This is a genomic window from Flavobacterium tiangeerense, from assembly GCF_007830355.1.
In the GTDB taxonomy this organism is placed as follows: domain Bacteria; phylum Bacteroidota; class Bacteroidia; order Flavobacteriales; family Flavobacteriaceae; genus Flavobacterium; species Flavobacterium tiangeerense.
Genome location: NZ_VLKO01000017.1, coordinates 21,122 through 40,025, shown reverse-complemented (window position 1 = coordinate 40,025; position 18,904 = coordinate 21,122). Strand labels below are relative to the sequence as shown.

The window sequence follows — 18,904 nt, the reverse complement described above, 5'->3', positions numbered from 1 at the left end:
TTGATAAGTTCTTTAAAAGAATCCTGCATTTCTGTATTTTTTAAAATACAAATAACCGGTTTTTAATATTTCCCCACAACTTTCAGACTTGATCCAAAATATGTCAATACAATTGGATCAAGTTCAAAAGGGATCCAGGTAAAAAGTTGAGGATTACACAAAAAGATTATATAATCTGAATAGGAAAAAAAACAATTTTCCTTCCCCCTCTAAACTAGCTTCTAAAGGTTTTTTACGAAATAAATTCACAATACATTTTAATAGAAATTATTAAAGAGTAAAATGGTTCTTACTCTTTAATAATTTCTTTTCTGTATGCTGTACCCCAAATAGCAAGTTGTTTAATTGAGTCCTTTAATTTAATCCCGTGTTCAGTAAGTTCGTATTCTACGGTTATTGGCTGCGTTTCTAAAACGGTTCTTTTTAAAAGCTGATTCAATTCCATATCCTTTAATTCTTTGCTCAACATTTTCCCTGATATTCCTTTAATTTCTTTTAAAAGATCAGAATACCTTTTTTTACTGAAACAAAGTACCGCAATAATTGGAATCTTCCATTTGCCATTAAGTACATCCATTGCATCGTGTGCGGCTCTAATTATTAAAGTACACTCTGATTCTTCATTTAGTTTTTCTTCCATAAGTTACTATGTTACCTTATTGTTACCATTACTTTTTGTTACTATATTACAAAAGTAAACTAATTTGCTTTAGTTTTGTAAATCATTAAAAGATAAATTCATACAGATATAGTAATCAATATTAAATTACTAGACCTACTCAAATTATAGTATAAAACGATGAATAAATTAATTTATATAATGGATCCGCTTTGTGGTTGGTGTTATGGAAACAGCAACAACACCCAAAAATTATACGATAAATACAAAGACAAGCTAACTTTTGAGATTTTACCTGCTGGAATGTGGATTGGAGAAAATGCCAGAAAACAATCCAAACCAATGGCACAATTTATCAAAAAGCACGATCCACAAGTACAGCAAACTACAGGAACTGAATTTGGAAAAGGCTATTTTGAATTTATAGAAAATGAAAGTATCATTTTAGACAGCGAAATTCCATCAAGAGCGATTGTTACTGTAAAGAAATTATGGGCTTCAGAAGCTATTCCTTTCGCTATTGAAGTTCAGAAAGCAAGGTATCTACACGGAAAAGATTTGAATGATGACCAAACGTATTTGAATATTTGTGAAAATTTAGGATTAGATAAAAGCGATTTTTTAGAGGTGTTTTATTCTGAAACCATCAAAAAAGAAACACAAGAAAACTTTACTTTGGCACAACAATACGCCAGTTCTTATCCAACACTTCTGGCAGAAAAAGAAGGCAATCTGTATATTTTAGAACAAGGTTATGCTCCATTTGAAGCGATTCAAAAACAAATTGACATACTTTTTTTGAACTAATTTAATAATTGAAAAATGAAACAAATTTTTGCAACAATATTTTTAGCAACCTTAATCCTATTAAACATGGAAACACAAGCACAAACTTTCAAAACAATCGAAACTAAAGACTTAACAATTCAAGTTTACAACGCATCAGAAAATAGTTTTGGTGTAGCATCGGTAATAGTATCGGGTAAAAAAGATGCCGTTCTCATCGATGCACAATTCACTTTGGCGGATGCCGAAAAAGTAGCTGCAGAAATCAAAGCAAGTGGCAAAAAACTAACCGCTATTTACGTTTCTCACGCAGATCCGGATTATTATTTTGGATTGGAAATATTCAAAAAATATTTCCCTGATGCTGTGGCTTATGCTTCGCCAGCTACAGTAGAGGCAATCAAAGTTACAGCTCAAAAAAAACTAGATGTTTGGGGCGAACGATTAGGTAAAGCCATCACTTCAAATGTTGTTTTGCCACAAGTTTTAAAAGGAAACAGTATTGAAATAGAAGGACAGCAATTAGAAATAATTGGTTTGGATGAATTTCCTAAAAAAACATTTATTTGTATTCCTTCTATCAAAGCAGCTGTTGGCGGAATTAATGTTTTTGGAACGACTTTTCATCTTTGGATGGCAGATGCACAAACTACAGAAGCTCGCGAAAACTGGATTTCTGTTTTAGATAAAATCTCTGCTTTGAAACCTGAAATTGTAGTTCCGGCTCACGCCAATTCAAATTCCCCATTTGATGTAACTGCCGTAAATCATACGAAAACTTACATACAATTCTATGAAGAAGCTTTAAAAACTAACAAAACTTCTGAGGCTTTAATTACAGCTTTAAAATCAAAATATCCAACACTTACTTTTGAAACTGCCTTGATGATAGGTGCAAAAGTAAACACTGGAGAAATGAAATGGTAAAATCAACTCTATAGAGCTTGGCGATGTTATTGGCATTGTCAAGCTGTTCTTTAAATAAAGAAGCAATGACAAATCTTGACATTATAAAAAGTACTTACGAAGGAAAAACTTCGGAAGAAAACGGTAAAAATTTGGCTAAATATGTAGCGGATGACATTTCTTGGACAGAAGCCAAAGGTTTTCCGTATGCAGGAACTTACACTGGTTTAGAAGACGTATCTAAAAATGTTTTTAGCCGATTAGGAAGCGAATGGATCGATTATAAATTTACGCCAGAGGATTATGTTGCTAGTGATGATAAAGTTGTTGCTTATGGCACCTATACAGGAACTTATAAAATTACAGGCAAATCATTCACCGCCAGAGTGGCTCACGTTTGGAAATTAAAAGACAGTAAAATTATTAGTTTCGAACAGTTTGTAGATAGCCAAACGGTGAATGATGCAATAAAATAAAAATCATTTTTTGTATCTTACATTGTCATTAATACGGCTATCAAACAGTAAATTTGTTCTTTTTCAGCTTGCCTCTTTTAATTTAATCATCAAAATCGATGCACCAAAATCTTATTACCTACATCAACCAATATGCTTCTTCACCACTTACAAACGAAGAACAAGCCTTGATCGTAGCTACTTTTCAACCCAAAAAGTTAAGAAAAAAACAATATTTTTTACAAGAAGGCGATGTTTGTAAATACGCTGGTTTTATTGTAAAAGGAGCAATGCGACAATACCGAGTAGACGAAAAAGGTGTAGAACATATGGTACAACTATTCATTGAAAATTATTGGGCAAACGACCGAGAAAGTTCTACCATGCTTACACCTTCTATTTATAATATTGATGCTTGGGAAGATACCGATATATTACTTGTAACCAGAGCCGACATGCTAGATTTAATGGCAAAAATTCCTTCTATTACAGAAATGATCCGCTTAATGGACGAACGAAATGCCATTGCTAACCAACGAAGATTAAATTCTACTATTAGCAATACAGCCGAAAAACGCTATGAAGAGTTTGCTAAAAATCATCCTCAATTTATTCAACGGTTTCCGCAACATCTTATCGCTTCTTTTTTAGGGATAACCAAAGAAACCTTGAGCCGAATTAGAAAACAAGCTATAAAGTAAAGACTCAATTTAAAATTTTACCAAAACCGTTGACATTTGTCAACGGTTTTTTTTATCATATCTCATTGTAACAAGTCTTGCCATTGATGCAACTTTGTCCTATCAAAATGAATAAAAAAAAATAATACTCAAAATTTAAAGAAAAATGGAAAATTCAAAAAACACACCAGCAACTCAATTACTTCGTAACACTTTAGACAGATTTCTTGCCAAAGATATGAAAGGTTGGTCAGAGCTTTGTGCCGAAGACGTAGTAGCCGAATTCCCTTTTGCACCAGAAGGTATGCAAGCGAGATTTGAAGGTCGTGAAGCGTTATATGCTTACTTAAAAGACTATCCCAGTTTTATTGATGTAAAATCGTTACCAACCTTAAAAATATATGGTACTGATGACGAAAATGTTGCTATTGCCGAATGGAGTGTATCTGGTGTGGTAATTGGAAACAGTAATCCGTACGAAATGAGTTATGCTACTTTTGTAACTTTTCGTGATGGGTTGGTTGTAAACTACCGTGAATACTGGAATCCTCAAGCTTTTCAAAAAGCGATGAGTGGTGGAAGTTTTGCAGAATAATAATTCCAATTAAAACCTAATAGTTTTAAGTTAATTTCAAAACCGTTGATATTTGTCAGCGGTTTTTTTATCATAACGCATTGTTTTAAAAGGTATTTCTGTTGCAATTTTACATTGTAAAATAAATAAAAACTTGTTAATGTTTTTTTCTGCAAGCCATTTTAATAGTAAAAAAAACAGAAGTTAAGTTAAATTAAAGTTGATAATGAATTAAATGCTGCACGCATGAAAAAAGAAACCAGTTTTTCAACAAAAGGTAATATAACCAATCTTGGTCCTTTGACTATCAATCGAATATTGCCAAATCATTATACAAAAAAAGTTGGGCCATTTGTATTTCTTGATTATGTGGCTCCGGCTATTAAAACAAGTACCACTAAAAATGGTATGGGGGCTCATCCACATCGTGGTATTGCAACCTTAACCTATATTCTTCAGGGCGAAGTAGAGCATTTTGACAGTGCAGGACATACTGGTAAAATACATTCGGGCGGTATGCAATGGATGAAAGCTGGTAATGGAATCGTACACGACGAAAATTTTAATTATGATTCTCAAACCGATAGTAAAATAATTCACGGCTTTCAGTTTTGGATCAATCTGCCTGCAAAAAACAAAGCAGAAAGTCCAGCTCATATAGCCATTCAAGCAGATCAAGTGCCTAAAAAAATATTGCCAGACAACGCTGGTTGGATAAAAGTAATTGTAGGCAACTATGAAAATTTGAGTTCTAAAATTCCAAATTATTCCGAGCAGTTTTTATATCACATTTATTTAGAATCAGGAAAACAATTTTCAATCAATTTGGAAAATAAAATTGAAGCTGCCACTTTTTTGACCACGCAAAATGCAATACTCAATGATGCCGAATTTCAAGCGGGAGAGTTCGTGGAATTTGGAAGAAAAGCAGGAGAAATCGAAATAAAAAACAGCTCTCAAACCGGAATTGATGTTATAGTATTTGGTGGCGAAGAATATACAGAACCCATTGTATCAGAAGGTCCGTTTGTGATGAACTCACTAGCTGAAATATGTAATGCCTATCGAGATTTTTATGATGGTAAATACGGAGAAATTAATCTAAATAAGAAAAATGAAATTATTACAATCAAATAAAATTGGAAACTTAAGTCTAGCAGACAGTATAGCAATGGCACCTATGACAGGTGCTCGTGGAGAAGGCAAAGGAATCCCCAATGATTTAACCGTTTTGTATTTTACCCAAAGAGCCACCGCTGGTTTGATAATTACTGAAGGAATCAATATTTCGGAACAAGCATTGGGTAGCCCATTTACGCTGGGAATTTATATCGAAGAACAAATTGACTAGCACCGGCGCGGTCCCCATCATTTTTAGAAACAGGATGGCCAAATAAATAATCGACACAGTCCACCACTTTGGCTTCTGCTTTTTTACAATCTTCCTTCAACTCCAGCGGGTATTGGTCGAGATCGTTGAGATTTTGTGCAAATGGTTTAGTTTTAATAACCATAATATTATTAGGAATAGACTTATTCTTCTTAATATACCAATCGGCAGGTTCTCTATGATTAAAAAAAACTTTAATTACTTCTAAAACAGCAATTACTTTTCTTGAGCCAATGCCTTTTTTATTTGTAACATAAAATATAATATCTTCTATATTTAGTTTTTATGCAAAACCTAGTCTACATAATCCAGTAATACAAGGAAATTCATTTTCAAAATCTGGTTCGCTTCTGCATGAACCATCTGTGTATTTTGGTAACCCGAACATTTTAATAGCTTTGATCCCTTTGCTGTTGCAACAAAGAGGATAAAATGAGTTCAGATACTTTTTTTGATTAGACATGTTTTAAATCTTTAAACCAACTCTCCACTAAACGTCTTTTTCCATATACTCTGCCTCAATGCCTCAGCTTGTTGCAAGCTTTGGTTAATACTTTCCTCCATTTTATCAGCAACAATTAAACGGCTTTCGATTTCTTGAACGATAAGGTGTTGTTCTTTTGGTTTAGGAAGCAGAATTAATACATTTGAGTTGTAATTTTAATTGATAATCAATCAATTAACAACTTATCAATATTATCACATGCTATTTGTTCGGGATTTTGGATATTCATCCTTAGCTATTAATTTGGTTTTAAACAAACTTAACATTTGATCCCCACTTTATCAATTTTATCGCCCCTCTATTTCTGCTCTTTCACAAATATAAAAACCGTAAAAGGATTAGTTTTACGTTTCTTTGTAAAAATTTTTACAGCTATATTTTTTTTTCTTACTCACTTGCTTACTAGTTAAATTGTAGGTAGTCCCAAAAAAAAGCCAATTCTATATTACTCAGTGGTTATATCTTTTATTTGAATTTCTGCAGCGAGTATTCTATCGGCATCATTTGTATAAATACTTTTAATTTGATTTACTCTTTTAAAAGTTAGACTAAAGGTAAATACTTTTTTTTCTCTTTTGCCAATTAGGGCACTGACACCAGGAAAAAAAGAATTAAAATTTAAATCAACCACATTAATAGATACGCCTAGCGAAAAACCAAAGGCAAACATACTATTACTTCTAAAACTTGTGTGAAGTATTCTTGCAATTGTTGGCTTATATTTAGAGGTGTTATTTTCAACTATTTGAAATGTAGAATCTTTAACCTTTTATATTTCGTATTCTTGATTTTTATACCAAAATCAAATACGGGACCAAAACTTACACCCCATCTATGCCTTGTCTTACATATTCTATATAAGTAAAATCTTTATCATTTTCTTTTATAATAGAGCTTCCTAGTTCGTTGTTTTGCTTTATTTTTACTTTAAACTCTATGTAATCTTAGTGTAGTTGTACCGGATTTGATACCACAGTAAAGGCTCTTTTTTTTTGATAAAATATTATTGATAATTTCAACATTGTTTAGTTTTTTTCTCAATCCAGTAATATCTACCGATAGATAAAGCACTTCAACATCTCTTTTTAATGTATCAATTTGTGTCTTTACTAATTTCGCATAACTTCCATCTAAATTATTTATTTCATAGAACAATTCATCATTATGAAAGAAGTTGTATTCTTGAATGAAATCAGCATAAGCTTCATCAAATATTGAGACATCAGAATAATGTCCATTCCTCTTATCAGTTTTTAAAATAGAGCAAACTCCTTCTGAATCATTATTGTACTGATTAAAGTTTAAAGAGGGATTGATGATATAATTGCAAAAGTTATCATAAGCATAATTTATTTTATTAATATCTTTAATTTTTCCGTAAACACAGTTATATTTTGCCAGTAAAGAATTGGTTTTAATTGTAAATTTCCCTAAATCATCACTGAGCTTTATCAGCTCATTTTTTTTATTTACAAGGGTAGATTGTTCTTCGAGAATGTTATTTTTTAATATGAGTATTTCATTTCCAATAGTTGTAATAGTGCTGAAATAGTTAGCGGTTGTTTGATTGTCAGTAAGTTCTCCTTTTCTCTGTTCGTCGGCTTTCTTTATTTGATAGTCATTTAATATTTTTTGTTTTTGATCTAAAAGATTTGAATTTAATTGAATTTTATTTTCAAGGCCTGCCATTTCTATATTTAATTGCTTAAATTCCTTATTTAATTCTTTTATACTGATGTCAGGGCTGATACTATTTTTTGTATTTTCATCATCATCATCCTTTTTAACCTTATTGGCTACTTTATTTTCATCACCATTTAAAAAATCATGGTTTATCTTTACAACATTTGAAGTGATTTCCACTTTGTTTGGAATTTTATTGATGTTATCTATTTTGAATACAATTGGTTGTTTGTGTTTGGGTTTTAATTGATTTGAAGTATAAGCTTGTGTTTCAAAATCATTAATAACAGTTTGAACATTGCTCTTTTTATTTATTACTGCTATTTTCTTTATGATTTTTTCGACTTTTTTTGAGTCATGTGGATTTTTATTTAATTCAGTCTTTTGTTCTTTCTCCAATTCTTCCTTTGTTGTTTGTTTATCCTCAGGATTAGTTTGAGAATAAATACTTACCCCTGATAAGAGTAAAAATGCGAGTAATAGTTTTTTCATGTTTCTAGTTTTTAGAATTGTTTAAAATTGAAATAAACACCAAATAGAGTTACCAAATCTAATCTTTATTAAAAAGCCAGACATGAGTATAAACACTTGTTTTTCAGATGTAAACGTAAAAATTATTGATAAATATAACTAGGGGAAAAATACCCTTTTTTATCAGGCAGATACATCCTTTAAACCCAAATGAACATTCCTTAGCGTCAAACTGGCAACCATGAAACAAACTAAAGTATTGAACAAAAAAAAAACGGCTTCCTACCCACTGGAAGCCGTCTAATCAAATTTTTAATTTAAACTAAACAATTATTATCTCATTATATCTTAGACTATATTTTGAAAAAGTTAAGCCTTAAGCCATTTGAACATTTTGCAAGTTAAATGTAAATGAGGTAGAAGAAGGGCCAGGACCGCCGCCAGTCATCACAATATCGGCACTAGAGATCCCTAACAAACTAATCTCAGTGTTTATTTGCGACATAATGGCTGAATTTATTACTTCACCTTCGGTTATTTGAGAAACAACTCCAATCCAAATAGTAGGTTTAAATGAAAACACTGCTTTTTGACTTGGCGCTATATTATGAGTTGAAGCATATAAACTACCACTACGATATACATTCCCGCTAATAGAACCCGTAGGTAAATTATTAGCAATCTCTATTTCAGTAGAACTCATAGCAGGTTGCCCACTCAATTGCAGAACATCCCCAGAAGTATTCTTAATCATCTCAAATTGCTGTCCGTACTGGGCTAATAACTCAGTGGTATAATTCCCATAAGAATCTCCAGCCGAAACATACACATTTAGATCATAAGTTAAAGGATGATGTTCTCCTATACCGCAATTTTCGATTACTTTCCAGGCAATAGGCAGCTCGTCAAAATCTGTAGCACTATTTTTAGAAAAAATAACAATACTACTATTATTGATGTCATTTGAATGATTAATGAAATTTAATTTTATACCCTTCATAACTTATGGTGTTGTAAGACAGTGTCTTGGTTATTTCTTAAAATTAATATTTTCTTTAGAAATTAATGTGTTTTAAAAGTTAAGTAGCCCGTTGGGTGTAGTTATGATTTCAAGCCCATTATTTCGACCTACTGTCACTCTCCTGGCTCTGATTGTAATGGATACAATCAATTTAAAATGTGTTTTTTAATTCTACCCATCCGGTTTGAATAAGCCAAAAGTGTAAGGCTGTCCATAATCTATTGATCTATGGAAACCTTACACTTTTAAACTCTTTTCAATCTATTACTGAATTAACTTAACCTTTTTTCCTGAGATAGAATCTCCTCTTCTAATATCAGCATACACGTGACTTAAAAAATTAGGGTCTAAAGTAGGTGTAGGCGACTTATAATCATGATGACAACTAAAACAAGAACCATTTGGGTTATAGGCCGTACTTTGATCATAGGTTTCCATTGTGCTATTTGCCAACTGACTTGTACCTATCGCCACACCGCTTGTGGTATTGGTAGCTGAATAACTTTGACCATTAGGTGCTGCGCCACCATCCGTCCAAGTGGATCCTATAAAAAGATAATTTTTTCGTATGTCATTACCAACCAATTGGGATAGCACCGAATTGTTAATCGATATGATCTGACTATTGGAAGCCGCTGCAGTCGCATTCTCAGGGTTTGGAACTCCTTTATTCGCCACACCCCAAGGCTTGGTTCTGGTAGTATTACTCGGGCTAATGGTATTATTTGCAGGCGGTAGAGGCTTAGTAGTCCACTGTGCAGAAATAGTATCGTTTTTAAACTTCATGTGAGAAATATTAATGTTGGTCGTATCTGCTGGTGCCGAATTCAAAACCCAAAGGCCTTTAGTATCTGCCGCAATCTTCTGTTGCTTCATTGCGGTATCTAGATAGGAGTAACTTAAATTAGGGGCATTGTTTTTATGTTCAAAAGTTGACCACACCATCTCTGGATGTCCAGCCGTACTTCCCACAATGTGCACACCCAACAGGGCCAATTTTATTTTTTGTGTTTTATTAGGAATGATAGTCCACTTTTTTGATGTTTTAATATAAGTAGGTACAAGTGCATCTATAGTAATGTAATTACTCAGATCTTTCACAGTACTGGCATCAACCCACGAAGTTTTAAGTTCAATGGCTAATGCCTTGGCGTCTGGTAAAACAATATTTTTGGTTTTAGCATAAGCTATAATAGTATTTAGTTCAGCTTGTGTGGTTGGAAATTGCTTGCCTTTCATTTTGCCTGCATTTACAGCCGCTATAAACTGTGCATATACATCATTTACCATCGTAATATAATAGAGAAGGGCACCATCTTTTGACATCAAAGCATCTCCTGTGGCCTGTCCTTCTTCACTGTCAACACCTATACTTTTTTCTAAACTAGGGAGTGCATTCAATAATACACCAGGTTTATGCGGAATTAATTTTCTTTCATTGGCACCAAATTCTGGTGAAACGGTAAAGAAAACAGGTGATTCAAAAACGGTCTTACTTTGTCCATAAATACCTGAGCTTGGCGAAGTAATCCACAAAAACATTTGCTCAGACCATCGGTAAAAATCACAATTGTCTGCATGACCAAAAGTCACACTGTTAGCAGGTTCTACAGCTCCGTTCTCAGTAGGATTACCACCCACAAACCAAGTCTTAAACTCAGAAGGAGTGACTACACAAGAAGGTAAAACATTAATTGGCAAGTAGCTTGAAGCTTCTGTTTTTTCTTGGGTTTTACAAGCTATAAAAATGGTGAGCCCTAATAAGGCTACGACACTTAATTTGGTAATTGTTTTTTTCATGGGGAGTAATGGTTTCGTTAGTATTAGTTTTTGTTAGTAATTGTTTAACCAAAAATATGACAAGCCAAGCAGATAGTTTAACGTATAAATACCTGCTTTTTATTTTTTTTGGCGTTCCCTCGTAATGCCTATTGCCTGAGGTACAACTGTTTTAAATCAATAGTCTTACTAAAACTGTTCATGGATAGACAGTAAATTGCAATTCGTGGAACTTCCTGTGTCATGCCACGAACTTTCCATTGTCATCCTTCACTAGTCACAAGTAATTAAATTACAGTGTCTTAACAGCAAATATTTGTTCTACAAAATAAGTGTGTTAAATTTCTTTGCCTAAACAAAAGGAGAAAAGAGTGATGCCATTAATGAATGATGGATTTGACTGACTAATAATGGGCGTTTTACAATAGTCCCTTTTTGTCTTTTCCAATAAATAGTATTGGTGCCAGATGTTGAAAAAAAGAAAATCTTTTCAGTTTGTATTAAAAATCTAAACAGTTTTTGAAGTTCTGAGTTATTTTATAGAGAAACGTATTTTAAAAAACAAAGACAACTTTTGTACTTGATAAATTACGACGCTTAACTTAAACTCTAATTTTTATTCATATCTAAATTAGGATCAATTTTCAACCAAACAAATCACAAAAGTAGTTATTCCTTCATCATTTCTATATGCCAAGTAGCCGCCATGCGCCTCTACGATGCTTTTAGATAAAGTTAAACCAATTCCAGCTCCTTCCTTTCGGGTGGTGAAAAAGGGTAAGAATATTTTGTTTTCTATTTCTTTTTCAATTCCGTTCCCTGTATCTGTAATCGTGATAAAAATTCGCTTTTCTTTGACTTCTGCCGATATGATAATTTGTTTTTTTTCTGAATTAGTTAGGGCGTAGATGCAATTTGTCAAAAGATTGATAAATACTTGCTCCATCTGTTGTGGGTCAATATGGAGTCTGCGGTCAAACGCAATTGTATTTATGACTTCTATGTGTTCCTTTTTAAACAATGGATTCATTATTTGACAACTGTTGTCAATCAATTTTGACAGTTCCATTATTTGTTTTTTGGGCGATGGCAACATGGCCAGTTTTCGATAACTTTCTACAAATTGCTGCAAATGGTCACTTCGTCTCAACATCGTCGTAACACTACTTTTCATATCGTCTAAATCTTCTGCCGAAATGGTTTCCTGCTGAACCAAGTCCTGCAAATTCTGAGAAAGTGACCGGATGGGAGTTATTGAATTCAAGAGTTCATGCGAGATGACTTTCATTAAATTGACCCAAGCTTCTTTCTCTTTTTTCTCAATTACATTTTGAATTGAATCCAGTAAAACAATAAAATAATCCCGATTGTAAATTTCGCTTCTTGAAGACTGCATCACAAATGTTTGTGTGTCTTGCTGATTGACACGAATCTCTAAAGATGTTTTAATTTCCTGAAAATCCTGTTTTTCGATAATTTCGCATAACGCAGACAAATGATTTTTTAGATACTTCCATTTAGATACTTTTGGGACATCAAAATGTTTCGAAAAAAAATCATTCATCAAAAAAATGTTCCAGTCACTTCCATCTTTTTGTAAGATAATAATTCCTGTTTCGATAGTATTTAAAATAGAACGGTAAACAATATCTTTTGAAACCTGCTCGTTTTCTTTGTTTTTTAGCGTTTCGTACAGCTTGAATAAATTAGAATAATTTTGATACGATTTATGTTTCGAAAAATCGGAGGTAAAATCATTTTGCAGAATCGAAGTGATTGTTCTGTCGTAAAGCTGAAACGTGTTTTTAATGTAAAAATACATTTCGATTAAGAGAATGAAAAGTACGAGTACCCCAAAAAGTGCTGTAAAGACCAATCCTTTTTGAAAAATAAATAGTGAAATTACAGAAAGGCAAAGAATAAAAATTAATCTAAGAAAAAGGAGTTGGTATATTTTTAAAGATGTAAACATATTAGTTGATGTTATATTTTTCTAAACGTCGGTACAATGCACCTCTGGACAATCCTAGTTCCTCGGCAGTTTTACTAATATTGTTGTTGTTTTTCAAAAGGATTTTCTCAATAGCCGTTTTTTCTATTGCCGAAAGTTGAATATCATCTTGATTGTCTTCGTACATTGTGATTTGTTCCAAATCCAAATCCGAAACGGTAATATAATTGTTCTCACAAAGAATCACGGCACGCTCTACTCGGTTTTCCATTTCTCGGATATTCCCGTTCCAAGCGTGTTTTGAGATTTGTTCCAATGCTTTTTCGTCAAAATAAATTTCGCTTCGCCCATATTTATCAGTCATTTTTTGCAAAAGATACTGCGCCAAAGGAATTTTATCTTCGATTCGCTCGCGCAATGGAGGCAACACGATTTCCATAGTATTGATGCGATAGTACAAATCTTCACGGAAATTCTTATCTGTAACTTCTTGTTTCAAATTCAGATTGGTGGCTGTAATAATGCGAACGTTCAGCGGTCTTGCTTTTGATTCTCCTAAACGGGTTACCATTTTGGTTTGAATGATCTGCAAGAGTTTAGATTGTAAATGCAATGGGACGTTTCCTATTTCATCCAAAAAAATAGTGCCGTTTTGAGCCATTTCAAAACGTCCTGGCGTATCAACCTTCGCATCTGTAAAAGCTCCTTTAGCATAACCAAATAATTCGCTTTCGAAAATATTAGAATTTAAAGAACCCAAATCAACGTGAATAAAAGGACTATTTTTTCGCTCTGATTGCAGATGGATATGATGTGACAATACAAATTTACCGGTTCCGTTCTCGCCAAGTATTAAAACATTGGCATCGGTTTTGGCCACTTTATCGGCCAGAGAATAAGCTTTTTTTATAACCTCTGAATTACCAACAAAAAATTCGTCTACAATCTCGATATTATTTGATTTCTTTTGTTCTTTCCGGCTTTTGTCAACTGCCTGTTTTACAACGCTAAGTAATTTTTCATTTTCCCAAGGTTTCAAAACATAATCAAAAGCACCTGCTTTTAAACCTTCTACAGCCGTTTCTACTTTACCAAAAGCGGTCATCAAAATAACGACCGTTTTTGGCGAAAGCGTTTTTATTTCTTTTAATAAATACAAGCCTTCTCTGCCGTCTTCAAATCCTATTCTGTAATTCATATCGAGCAAAACAACGTCAATGTTGTTTTGTGATAATAGGTCCACAACATTTGTAGGGTTACTAAGAGTATAAATATTTTCAAAATGCTTTTTAAGTAGCATTTTAGAAGCAAAAAGAATATCTTCTTGGTCGTCTATGACTAATATGGAGGCGTTTGTCTTTTTCATTCTAATGCAATAGCTGTATTTTTTTATTCAGAAAATGGAATCATTGTTCGGTATCGGACAAATAGTGTTCAATTATGGACACCGTGTAAATTTTATCAAAATTAAAAATATGATAATAAGATCATTACATTTTTTAATTTTCTGGTACGATTATCCTTATAGACTATTCAAATAATTAACAATGGACACCAAAATCGTACGTAAAACTAACAAAAATAAGTATCTTTTAATGGCTTTGCCAATTATCTTACTCTTTGGGTATTTTGTTTTTACATCAGCTACCAAAAAAAGAAGTTTGAACGTAAAAAAAGTTGAAATTACGATTAAGACTGTTGAAAATAATTTTTTCGAAGATTTTATCTCTTTTCAGGCAAAAGTAGTTCCTTTAAATTCAATGCTAGTGAATATCATTGAAGGCGGAGCCATTCAGGAAATATTTGTAGAAAACGGCGATATGGTTATAAAAGGACAACCATTGGCACGATTGTACAATCCCAATGCAGATCTGTCGTACATGCAACAGGAAACGGCCATTATCGAACAAATTAATAATTTAGATAAAGCCAAACTCGATTTGAGAAATCAGGAATTGAATTTAGAAAAAGACTTGATTGCCATTGAACACGATTATTTGGATTCCAAAAACTCATTTGAATTGAACCAAAAACTTTTTGAACAGGAAATACTTTCTAAAAATGAATGGGAAAAGACCCAGGAAAATTATCGTTTTCAAAAAGAACGTATGAATATCATCAAAAAAAGTGTCAAAAAAGAAAAATTAGCAAATCAAGTCCAGATTGGACAATTGAATCAATCCATTGGTTTCATGAATAAAAGTTTGGATATTTTGAAAATGAATAAAAAAAATTTCCTTATTACAGCACCAATTTCTGGAAGACTTTCTTCCTTTGAACCTATTCTTGGGAAAACCTATGCGCAAAATACAAGTATTGGTTCTATTGATGATAGGAAAGGCTATAAATTGATAGCTGACATCGATGAATTTTATTTGGATAAAATTGCAGCGCAACAAAAAGGAGCAGTAAATTTTGAAAACAAATCCATCGAAGTGCAAATAACCAAAGTGATTCCGGAAATTAAAAACGGAAGGTTTCAAGTAGAATTGGATTTTGTTTCAACTGAAAAATTAGATTTAAAACAAGGATTGAGTTTTGGCGTAAAATTAAACCTATCAGAAAAAACCAAGACGGTAGTCCTTTCCAAAGGAAGCTTTAGCGAAGAAACGAGCGGGAAATGGATTTTTGTAGTGAATGGCAACAAAGCAAAGAGAAAAGCAATCAAACTAGGAAGAGAAAATCCATTATATTATGAAATACTCGGCGGATTGAAAGCAGGTGAAAAAGTAATTACCTCATCTTATAAAGACTATAAAGAAGTCGAAGTTTTGAATTTGAAATAAGAAAAAATAGTAAAAAATTAGATAAAAATAACATCAATCAAAAAACGAATAATATTATGATTCAAATTAAAAACCTTTCAAAAGTATTTAGAACAGAAGAAGTAGAAACTATGGCATTGAGCGAAGTTTCACTAACCATTAATCAAGGTGATTTTGTGTCGATTATGGGACCATCGGGAAGCGGGAAGTCCACTTTGTTGAATATTGTTGGGTTGCTAGACAGCGCTTCAAGCGGAAGTTATCAGTTGTTAAACCAAGAAATGATTGGGCTGAAAGAGAAAGAAAAATCGAAAGCCAGAAAAGAAAATATTGGCTTTATTTTTCAGAATTTCAACTTGATAGACGAATTGTCAGTTTATGATAATATTGAATTGCCGCTGATTTACAATAAAGTTCCATCCTCTGACAGAAAGAAAAAAGTAGAAGCAATTGCCGAAAAATTAGGGATTTCCCACCGATTAAAACATTATCCGCAACAACTTTCTGGAGGACAGCAACAGCGTGTGGCGGTAGCAAGAGCCTTAATCAATGACCCAAAAATCATTCTTGCCGATGAGCCTACAGGAAATCTGGACAGTAAAAACGGAAATGAAGTAATGGAACTTCTAACTGATTTACATGCCAACGGTGCGACAATTTTGATGGTTACTCACTCTGATTATGATGCTTCTTTTTCCCAAAAAACCATTTTGATGAAAGATGGAGTTATCATTTCAGAAAAAACTAATCAAAGAAATGTGGATGTTTTTAAAGTATAAAAATGAAAACCATCCTGTTATCAATCGCCACAATCATTTTTGAGATGCTTTGCAAAATACTTTTGTAAACATCTTGAACCTCTTACATCAATCAAAATTAAATCAATCAAAAAGTTATGATACTCAACTGGATTAAAATATTTATTTACCACTTAAAGCAAAACAAATTGTTTTCTTTTCTCAACGTTTTGGGTTTGAGCATTGGTATTGCAGGAGTGATATTCGCCATTTTATATTGGAATGACGAACAAAGTTATGATGCTTGGAATCCTGAAAAAGAAAATGTGTTTTTGGTCGCTAATCAGATGAGCGAAAATACATTTTGGGCATCGAGTTCGGCTCCAATAGGGGCTGCGATAAAAGAGAAAAGTTCAGAAGTAGCATCGTATTGTTATTTAAGTGGAAATTATGAAAGCGATCTAATTCGGTTTAAAAATAAAAAAGTGCAATCAAGCAAAATTGTATTAGCACAAAAGAATTTTTTTGAATTTTTCCCTTATGAATTTGTAGAAGGCAACCAAAAATCAGCATTACCTGATGAAAATAGTATCAGTTTATCACAAGGTTTAGCTTTGCAGCTTTTTGGAAAAGAAACTGCTTTAGGAAAAGAAGTTCTTTTTCAAAATAAAAAAATCACTGTAAGAGGCGTTTACAAAATGGATAAAAAATCTTCTTATAATCCTTCTGCTGTTGTTAATTTCATTGACTTAAGAATTCGAAAATCTATTGTACAATGGGGGAATTTTCAGTTTGTATTATTTCTTAAAGTTAAAAATCCTAGCAAAGTTTCACTAGTCGAAAATGATTTGCAAAAACTTTATTACGATAATCTAACGGTTCGTTTTGCTCAAGAAAATGGAATTACTCCTGAGCAATACATTGAAAAATATGGAACTACAAAACCATCTTTAGAGCCTTTGTCTACTATTCGGTTACATACTAAAACGAGTGGTCTAATTGAGGAAAATGGTAATTTTCAGTTTTTGATGATTATGGTAGGATTATCTGTTTTAATTCTGCTACTTTCAATTGTAAATTACATCAATTCTGCAACAGCAAATGCTATAAAACGCGCCAAAGAAGTTGGCGTAAGAAAAGTTATAGGTTCTTCAAAAATTAATATAATTCAGCAATTTGTTTTTGAAACAGCAATACTGTCGTTGTTTTCAATTTTAATTGCTCTTGTACTTGTGGAACTGTCGTTACCTTATTATAATGATTTTTTAGATAAAACCATCGTTGTACAGGGCAGTCAATTTTATTTACAACTTATCATCATATTTAGTATTACGGTTTGTCTGGCAGGAGTTTTCCCAGCAATATATGTTTCTAATTTTGAAGCATTAAAGGTATTGAAAGGCAATTTTGGAAGAAGTAAAAGTGGCGTTTGGTTACGCAACGGAATGTTGATTTTTCAATTTTCAATTGCGACATTTTTTATTATCGGATTCTATATTGTTTATCAGCAAATAGACCATATCAATAAAAAGGATTTAGGTTTCAAGGCGAATCAAATTTTAAGTATTTCTTATCGCAATGTATATGGAGAAGAAATAACAGACAATTTTAGATTTGATCGCTACTTAACTATCAAAAATGAATTATTGCGCATTCCTGGTGTAAAACAAGTGGCAGCGGGTGGCTTTGCTTTTGGAGGATCTGCAAAATCAACAATAACGCTTCAATATAAAGATTTAAGTGTGGATGGAGACAATATTCCGATTGATTTTGGGATGTTAGAAATGATGCAAATAAAACTTGTAAAGGGAAGGTATTTGAGTCCAAAATTTGCTCAGGATACTATTAATACAATGCTCATAAATGAAACTGCCGCACGACTACTAAAAGAGAAAAAACCAATTGGGAAAAAGGTAAATTGGAATGGTAAAGAGTTAATCATCGTTGGGGTTGTAAAAGATTTTAACATAGGGAATCCAGCCGAAGCTATTCCGCCAATGTCAATATTCCATTTTAAAACAAATTCGTGGTTGACATTTGCTTTAAACAATATTTACATTGATGCCGTTGCAAAAACTATAGATCAAACAGTAGCTGATCTGGAAAATTTTTGGCTAAAAAAAGTAGATCCTGACTATCCGTTTGTATACGATTTTGTAGATAAAGATTACCAAAGATCGTATAGCAGTTATGTGAAGCAAAAAAACTTATTCTCAATACTCAATATTGAGGTAATCCTAATTGCACTTTTTGGTTTGTTCTGCCTAGCCTCCTTTTCTATCGAAAGACGCATGAAAGAAATTGCCGTCAGAAAAACATTGGGCGCCGAAACTAACATTTTATTAAAAGAATTATCCAAACAATACATTATTTATTGTGTTATAGGATTTTTGATCGCAGTCTTTCCAGCATATTATTTACTTAATAAATGGTTAGAGAATTTCGCTTATCGAATTGACATTTCAATCTATCCTTTTCTAATTGGCTTTATTGCCTTATTGTCACTAACATTATTAGTAGTGCTTTCAAAAGCATATCAGGCCACAAGAGTTGACGTTTTACAATACTTAAAATACGAGTAA

At 32.7% G+C, this 18,904-nt stretch carries 18 protein-coding genes; 10 read left to right on the top strand and 8 right to left on the bottom strand.

What is annotated here, in order from left to right; genetic code table 11:
- Positions 1 to 289: 289 nt before the first annotated feature.
- Complete coding sequence (locus IQ05_RS15185; RefSeq protein ID WP_144894309.1) at positions 290 to 640, bottom strand: winged helix-turn-helix transcriptional regulator; 351 nt, start codon at positions 638 to 640, stop codon at positions 290 to 292.
- 159 nt (positions 641 to 799) lie between these two features.
- Between IQ05_RS15185 and IQ05_RS15180 the strand changes: the two genes are divergently transcribed.
- The 7 genes from IQ05_RS15180 (at position 800) to IQ05_RS15150 (ending at position 5,371) form a co-directional block, all read left to right on the top strand.
- Positions 800 to 1,426, top strand: coding sequence for a DsbA family protein (locus IQ05_RS15180; RefSeq protein ID WP_244289591.1), 627 nt, complete (start codon positions 800 to 802; stop codon positions 1,424 to 1,426).
- Positions 1,427 to 1,441: 15 nt separating this feature from the next.
- Entirely contained in the window at positions 1,442 to 2,332 is an 891-nt protein-coding gene (locus IQ05_RS15175) for an MBL fold metallo-hydrolase (protein WP_244289590.1), read from the top strand.
- Positions 2,333 to 2,397: 65 nt separating this feature from the next.
- On the top strand, positions 2,398 to 2,787 hold the full coding sequence (locus IQ05_RS15170) for a nuclear transport factor 2 family protein (protein ID WP_144894308.1): 390 nt from the start codon (positions 2,398 to 2,400) through the stop codon (positions 2,785 to 2,787).
- Between the two features lie 98 nt (positions 2,788 to 2,885).
- Positions 2,886 to 3,467 (top strand): Crp/Fnr family transcriptional regulator, encoded by a 582-nt coding sequence (locus IQ05_RS15165; protein WP_144894307.1) that lies wholly within the window; start codon positions 2,886 to 2,888, stop codon positions 3,465 to 3,467.
- A 145-nt stretch (positions 3,468 to 3,612) separates the two neighbouring features.
- Positions 3,613 to 4,041 (top strand): nuclear transport factor 2 family protein, encoded by a 429-nt coding sequence (locus IQ05_RS15160; protein WP_144894306.1) that lies wholly within the window; start codon positions 3,613 to 3,615, stop codon positions 4,039 to 4,041.
- Between the two features lie 225 nt (positions 4,042 to 4,266).
- Positions 4,267 to 5,157, top strand: a complete 891-nt coding sequence (locus tag IQ05_RS15155) for a pirin family protein (RefSeq protein ID WP_144894305.1) — start codon at positions 4,267 to 4,269, stop codon at positions 5,155 to 5,157.
- A complete protein-coding gene (locus IQ05_RS15150) occupies positions 5,135 to 5,371 on the top strand; it encodes an oxidoreductase (RefSeq protein ID WP_144894304.1) in 237 nt (78 codons plus the stop codon). Before IQ05_RS15155 ends, IQ05_RS15150 begins: the two co-directional genes overlap by 23 nt.
- 322 nt (positions 5,372 to 5,693) lie before the next feature.
- On the opposite strand, the gene IQ05_RS15145 is transcribed toward IQ05_RS15150, so the two are convergent.
- From IQ05_RS15145 to IQ05_RS15115, 7 genes are all read right to left on the bottom strand, one after another.
- A complete protein-coding gene (locus IQ05_RS15145; protein WP_144894303.1) occupies positions 5,694 to 5,873 on the bottom strand; it encodes a hypothetical protein in 180 nt (59 codons plus the stop codon).
- A 487-nt stretch (positions 5,874 to 6,360) separates the two neighbouring features.
- Positions 6,361 to 6,585: a hypothetical protein gene (locus tag IQ05_RS15140; RefSeq protein ID WP_144894302.1), complete on the bottom strand. Its 225-nt coding sequence runs from the start codon at positions 6,583 to 6,585 to the stop codon at positions 6,361 to 6,363.
- 257 nt (positions 6,586 to 6,842) lie between these two features.
- On the bottom strand, positions 6,843 to 8,090 hold the full coding sequence (locus IQ05_RS15135) for a hypothetical protein (protein WP_144894301.1): 1,248 nt from the start codon (positions 8,088 to 8,090) through the stop codon (positions 6,843 to 6,845).
- A gap of 355 nt (positions 8,091 to 8,445) precedes the next feature.
- A complete protein-coding gene (locus IQ05_RS15130) occupies positions 8,446 to 9,069 on the bottom strand; it encodes a hypothetical protein (protein WP_144894300.1) in 624 nt (207 codons plus the stop codon).
- A gap of 285 nt (positions 9,070 to 9,354) precedes the next feature.
- The gene (locus tag IQ05_RS15125) at positions 9,355 to 10,890 is read right to left on the bottom strand and encodes a hypothetical protein (RefSeq protein WP_144894299.1); all 1,536 of its coding nucleotides are present in this window, start codon (positions 10,888 to 10,890) and stop codon (positions 9,355 to 9,357) included.
- Positions 10,891 to 11,506: 616 nt separating this feature from the next.
- Entirely contained in the window at positions 11,507 to 12,841 is a 1,335-nt protein-coding gene (locus tag IQ05_RS15120; protein ID WP_144894298.1) for a sensor histidine kinase, read from the bottom strand.
- A 1-nt stretch (position 12,842) separates the two neighbouring features.
- Positions 12,843 to 14,186 (bottom strand): sigma-54-dependent transcriptional regulator, encoded by a 1,344-nt coding sequence (locus IQ05_RS15115; RefSeq protein ID WP_144894297.1) that lies wholly within the window; start codon positions 14,184 to 14,186, stop codon positions 12,843 to 12,845.
- A 181-nt stretch (positions 14,187 to 14,367) separates the two neighbouring features.
- Here IQ05_RS15115 and IQ05_RS15110 point away from each other — a divergent pair, with 181 nt between their 5' ends.
- The 3 genes from IQ05_RS15110 to IQ05_RS15100 all read left to right on the top strand — a co-directional run bounded on the left by IQ05_RS15110 (position 14,368) and on the right by IQ05_RS15100 (position 18,904).
- Positions 14,368 to 15,606 (top strand): efflux RND transporter periplasmic adaptor subunit, encoded by a 1,239-nt coding sequence (locus IQ05_RS15110; protein ID WP_144894296.1) that lies wholly within the window; start codon positions 14,368 to 14,370, stop codon positions 15,604 to 15,606.
- Positions 15,607 to 15,662: 56 nt separating this feature from the next.
- Complete coding sequence (locus IQ05_RS15105; RefSeq protein WP_144894295.1) at positions 15,663 to 16,364, top strand: ABC transporter ATP-binding protein; 702 nt, start codon at positions 15,663 to 15,665, stop codon at positions 16,362 to 16,364.
- Between the two features lie 116 nt (positions 16,365 to 16,480).
- Positions 16,481 to 18,904 (top strand): ABC transporter permease, encoded by a 2,424-nt coding sequence (locus IQ05_RS15100; protein ID WP_144894294.1) that lies wholly within the window; start codon positions 16,481 to 16,483, stop codon positions 18,902 to 18,904.

Coding starts and splice junctions, on each gene's coding strand:
- IQ05_RS15185 (WP_144894309.1), bottom strand. CDS start 640: ATGGAAGAAAAACTAAATGAAGAATCAGAGTGTACTTTAATAATTAGA.
- IQ05_RS15100 (WP_144894294.1), top strand. CDS start 16,481: ATGATACTCAACTGGATTAAAATATTTATTTACCACTTAAAGCAAAAC.
- IQ05_RS15105 (WP_144894295.1), top strand. CDS start 15,663: ATGATTCAAATTAAAAACCTTTCAAAAGTATTTAGAACAGAAGAAGTA.
- IQ05_RS15175 (WP_244289590.1), top strand. CDS start 1,442: ATGAAACAAATTTTTGCAACAATATTTTTAGCAACCTTAATCCTATTA.
- IQ05_RS15120 (WP_144894298.1), bottom strand. CDS start 12,841: ATGTTTACATCTTTAAAAATATACCAACTCCTTTTTCTTAGATTAATT.
- IQ05_RS15125 (WP_144894299.1), bottom strand. CDS start 10,890: ATGAAAAAAACAATTACCAAATTAAGTGTCGTAGCCTTATTAGGGCTC.
- IQ05_RS15130 (WP_144894300.1), bottom strand. CDS start 9,069: ATGAAGGGTATAAAATTAAATTTCATTAATCATTCAAATGACATCAAT.
- IQ05_RS15160 (WP_144894306.1), top strand. CDS start 3,613: ATGGAAAATTCAAAAAACACACCAGCAACTCAATTACTTCGTAACACT.
- IQ05_RS15110 (WP_144894296.1), top strand. CDS start 14,368: ATGGACACCAAAATCGTACGTAAAACTAACAAAAATAAGTATCTTTTA.
- IQ05_RS15140 (WP_144894302.1), bottom strand. CDS start 6,585: ATGTTTGCCTTTGGTTTTTCGCTAGGCGTATCTATTAATGTGGTTGAT.
- IQ05_RS15180 (WP_244289591.1), top strand. CDS start 800: ATGAATAAATTAATTTATATAATGGATCCGCTTTGTGGTTGGTGTTAT.
- IQ05_RS15170 (WP_144894308.1), top strand. CDS start 2,398: ATGACAAATCTTGACATTATAAAAAGTACTTACGAAGGAAAAACTTCG.
- IQ05_RS15150 (WP_144894304.1), top strand. CDS start 5,135: ATGAAATTATTACAATCAAATAAAATTGGAAACTTAAGTCTAGCAGAC.
- IQ05_RS15155 (WP_144894305.1), top strand. CDS start 4,267: ATGAAAAAAGAAACCAGTTTTTCAACAAAAGGTAATATAACCAATCTT.
- IQ05_RS15115 (WP_144894297.1), bottom strand. CDS start 14,186: ATGAAAAAGACAAACGCCTCCATATTAGTCATAGACGACCAAGAAGAT.
- IQ05_RS15135 (WP_144894301.1), bottom strand. CDS start 8,090: ATGAAAAAACTATTACTCGCATTTTTACTCTTATCAGGGGTAAGTATT.
- IQ05_RS15145 (WP_144894303.1), bottom strand. CDS start 5,873: ATGTCTAATCAAAAAAAGTATCTGAACTCATTTTATCCTCTTTGTTGC.
- IQ05_RS15165 (WP_144894307.1), top strand. CDS start 2,886: ATGCACCAAAATCTTATTACCTACATCAACCAATATGCTTCTTCACCA.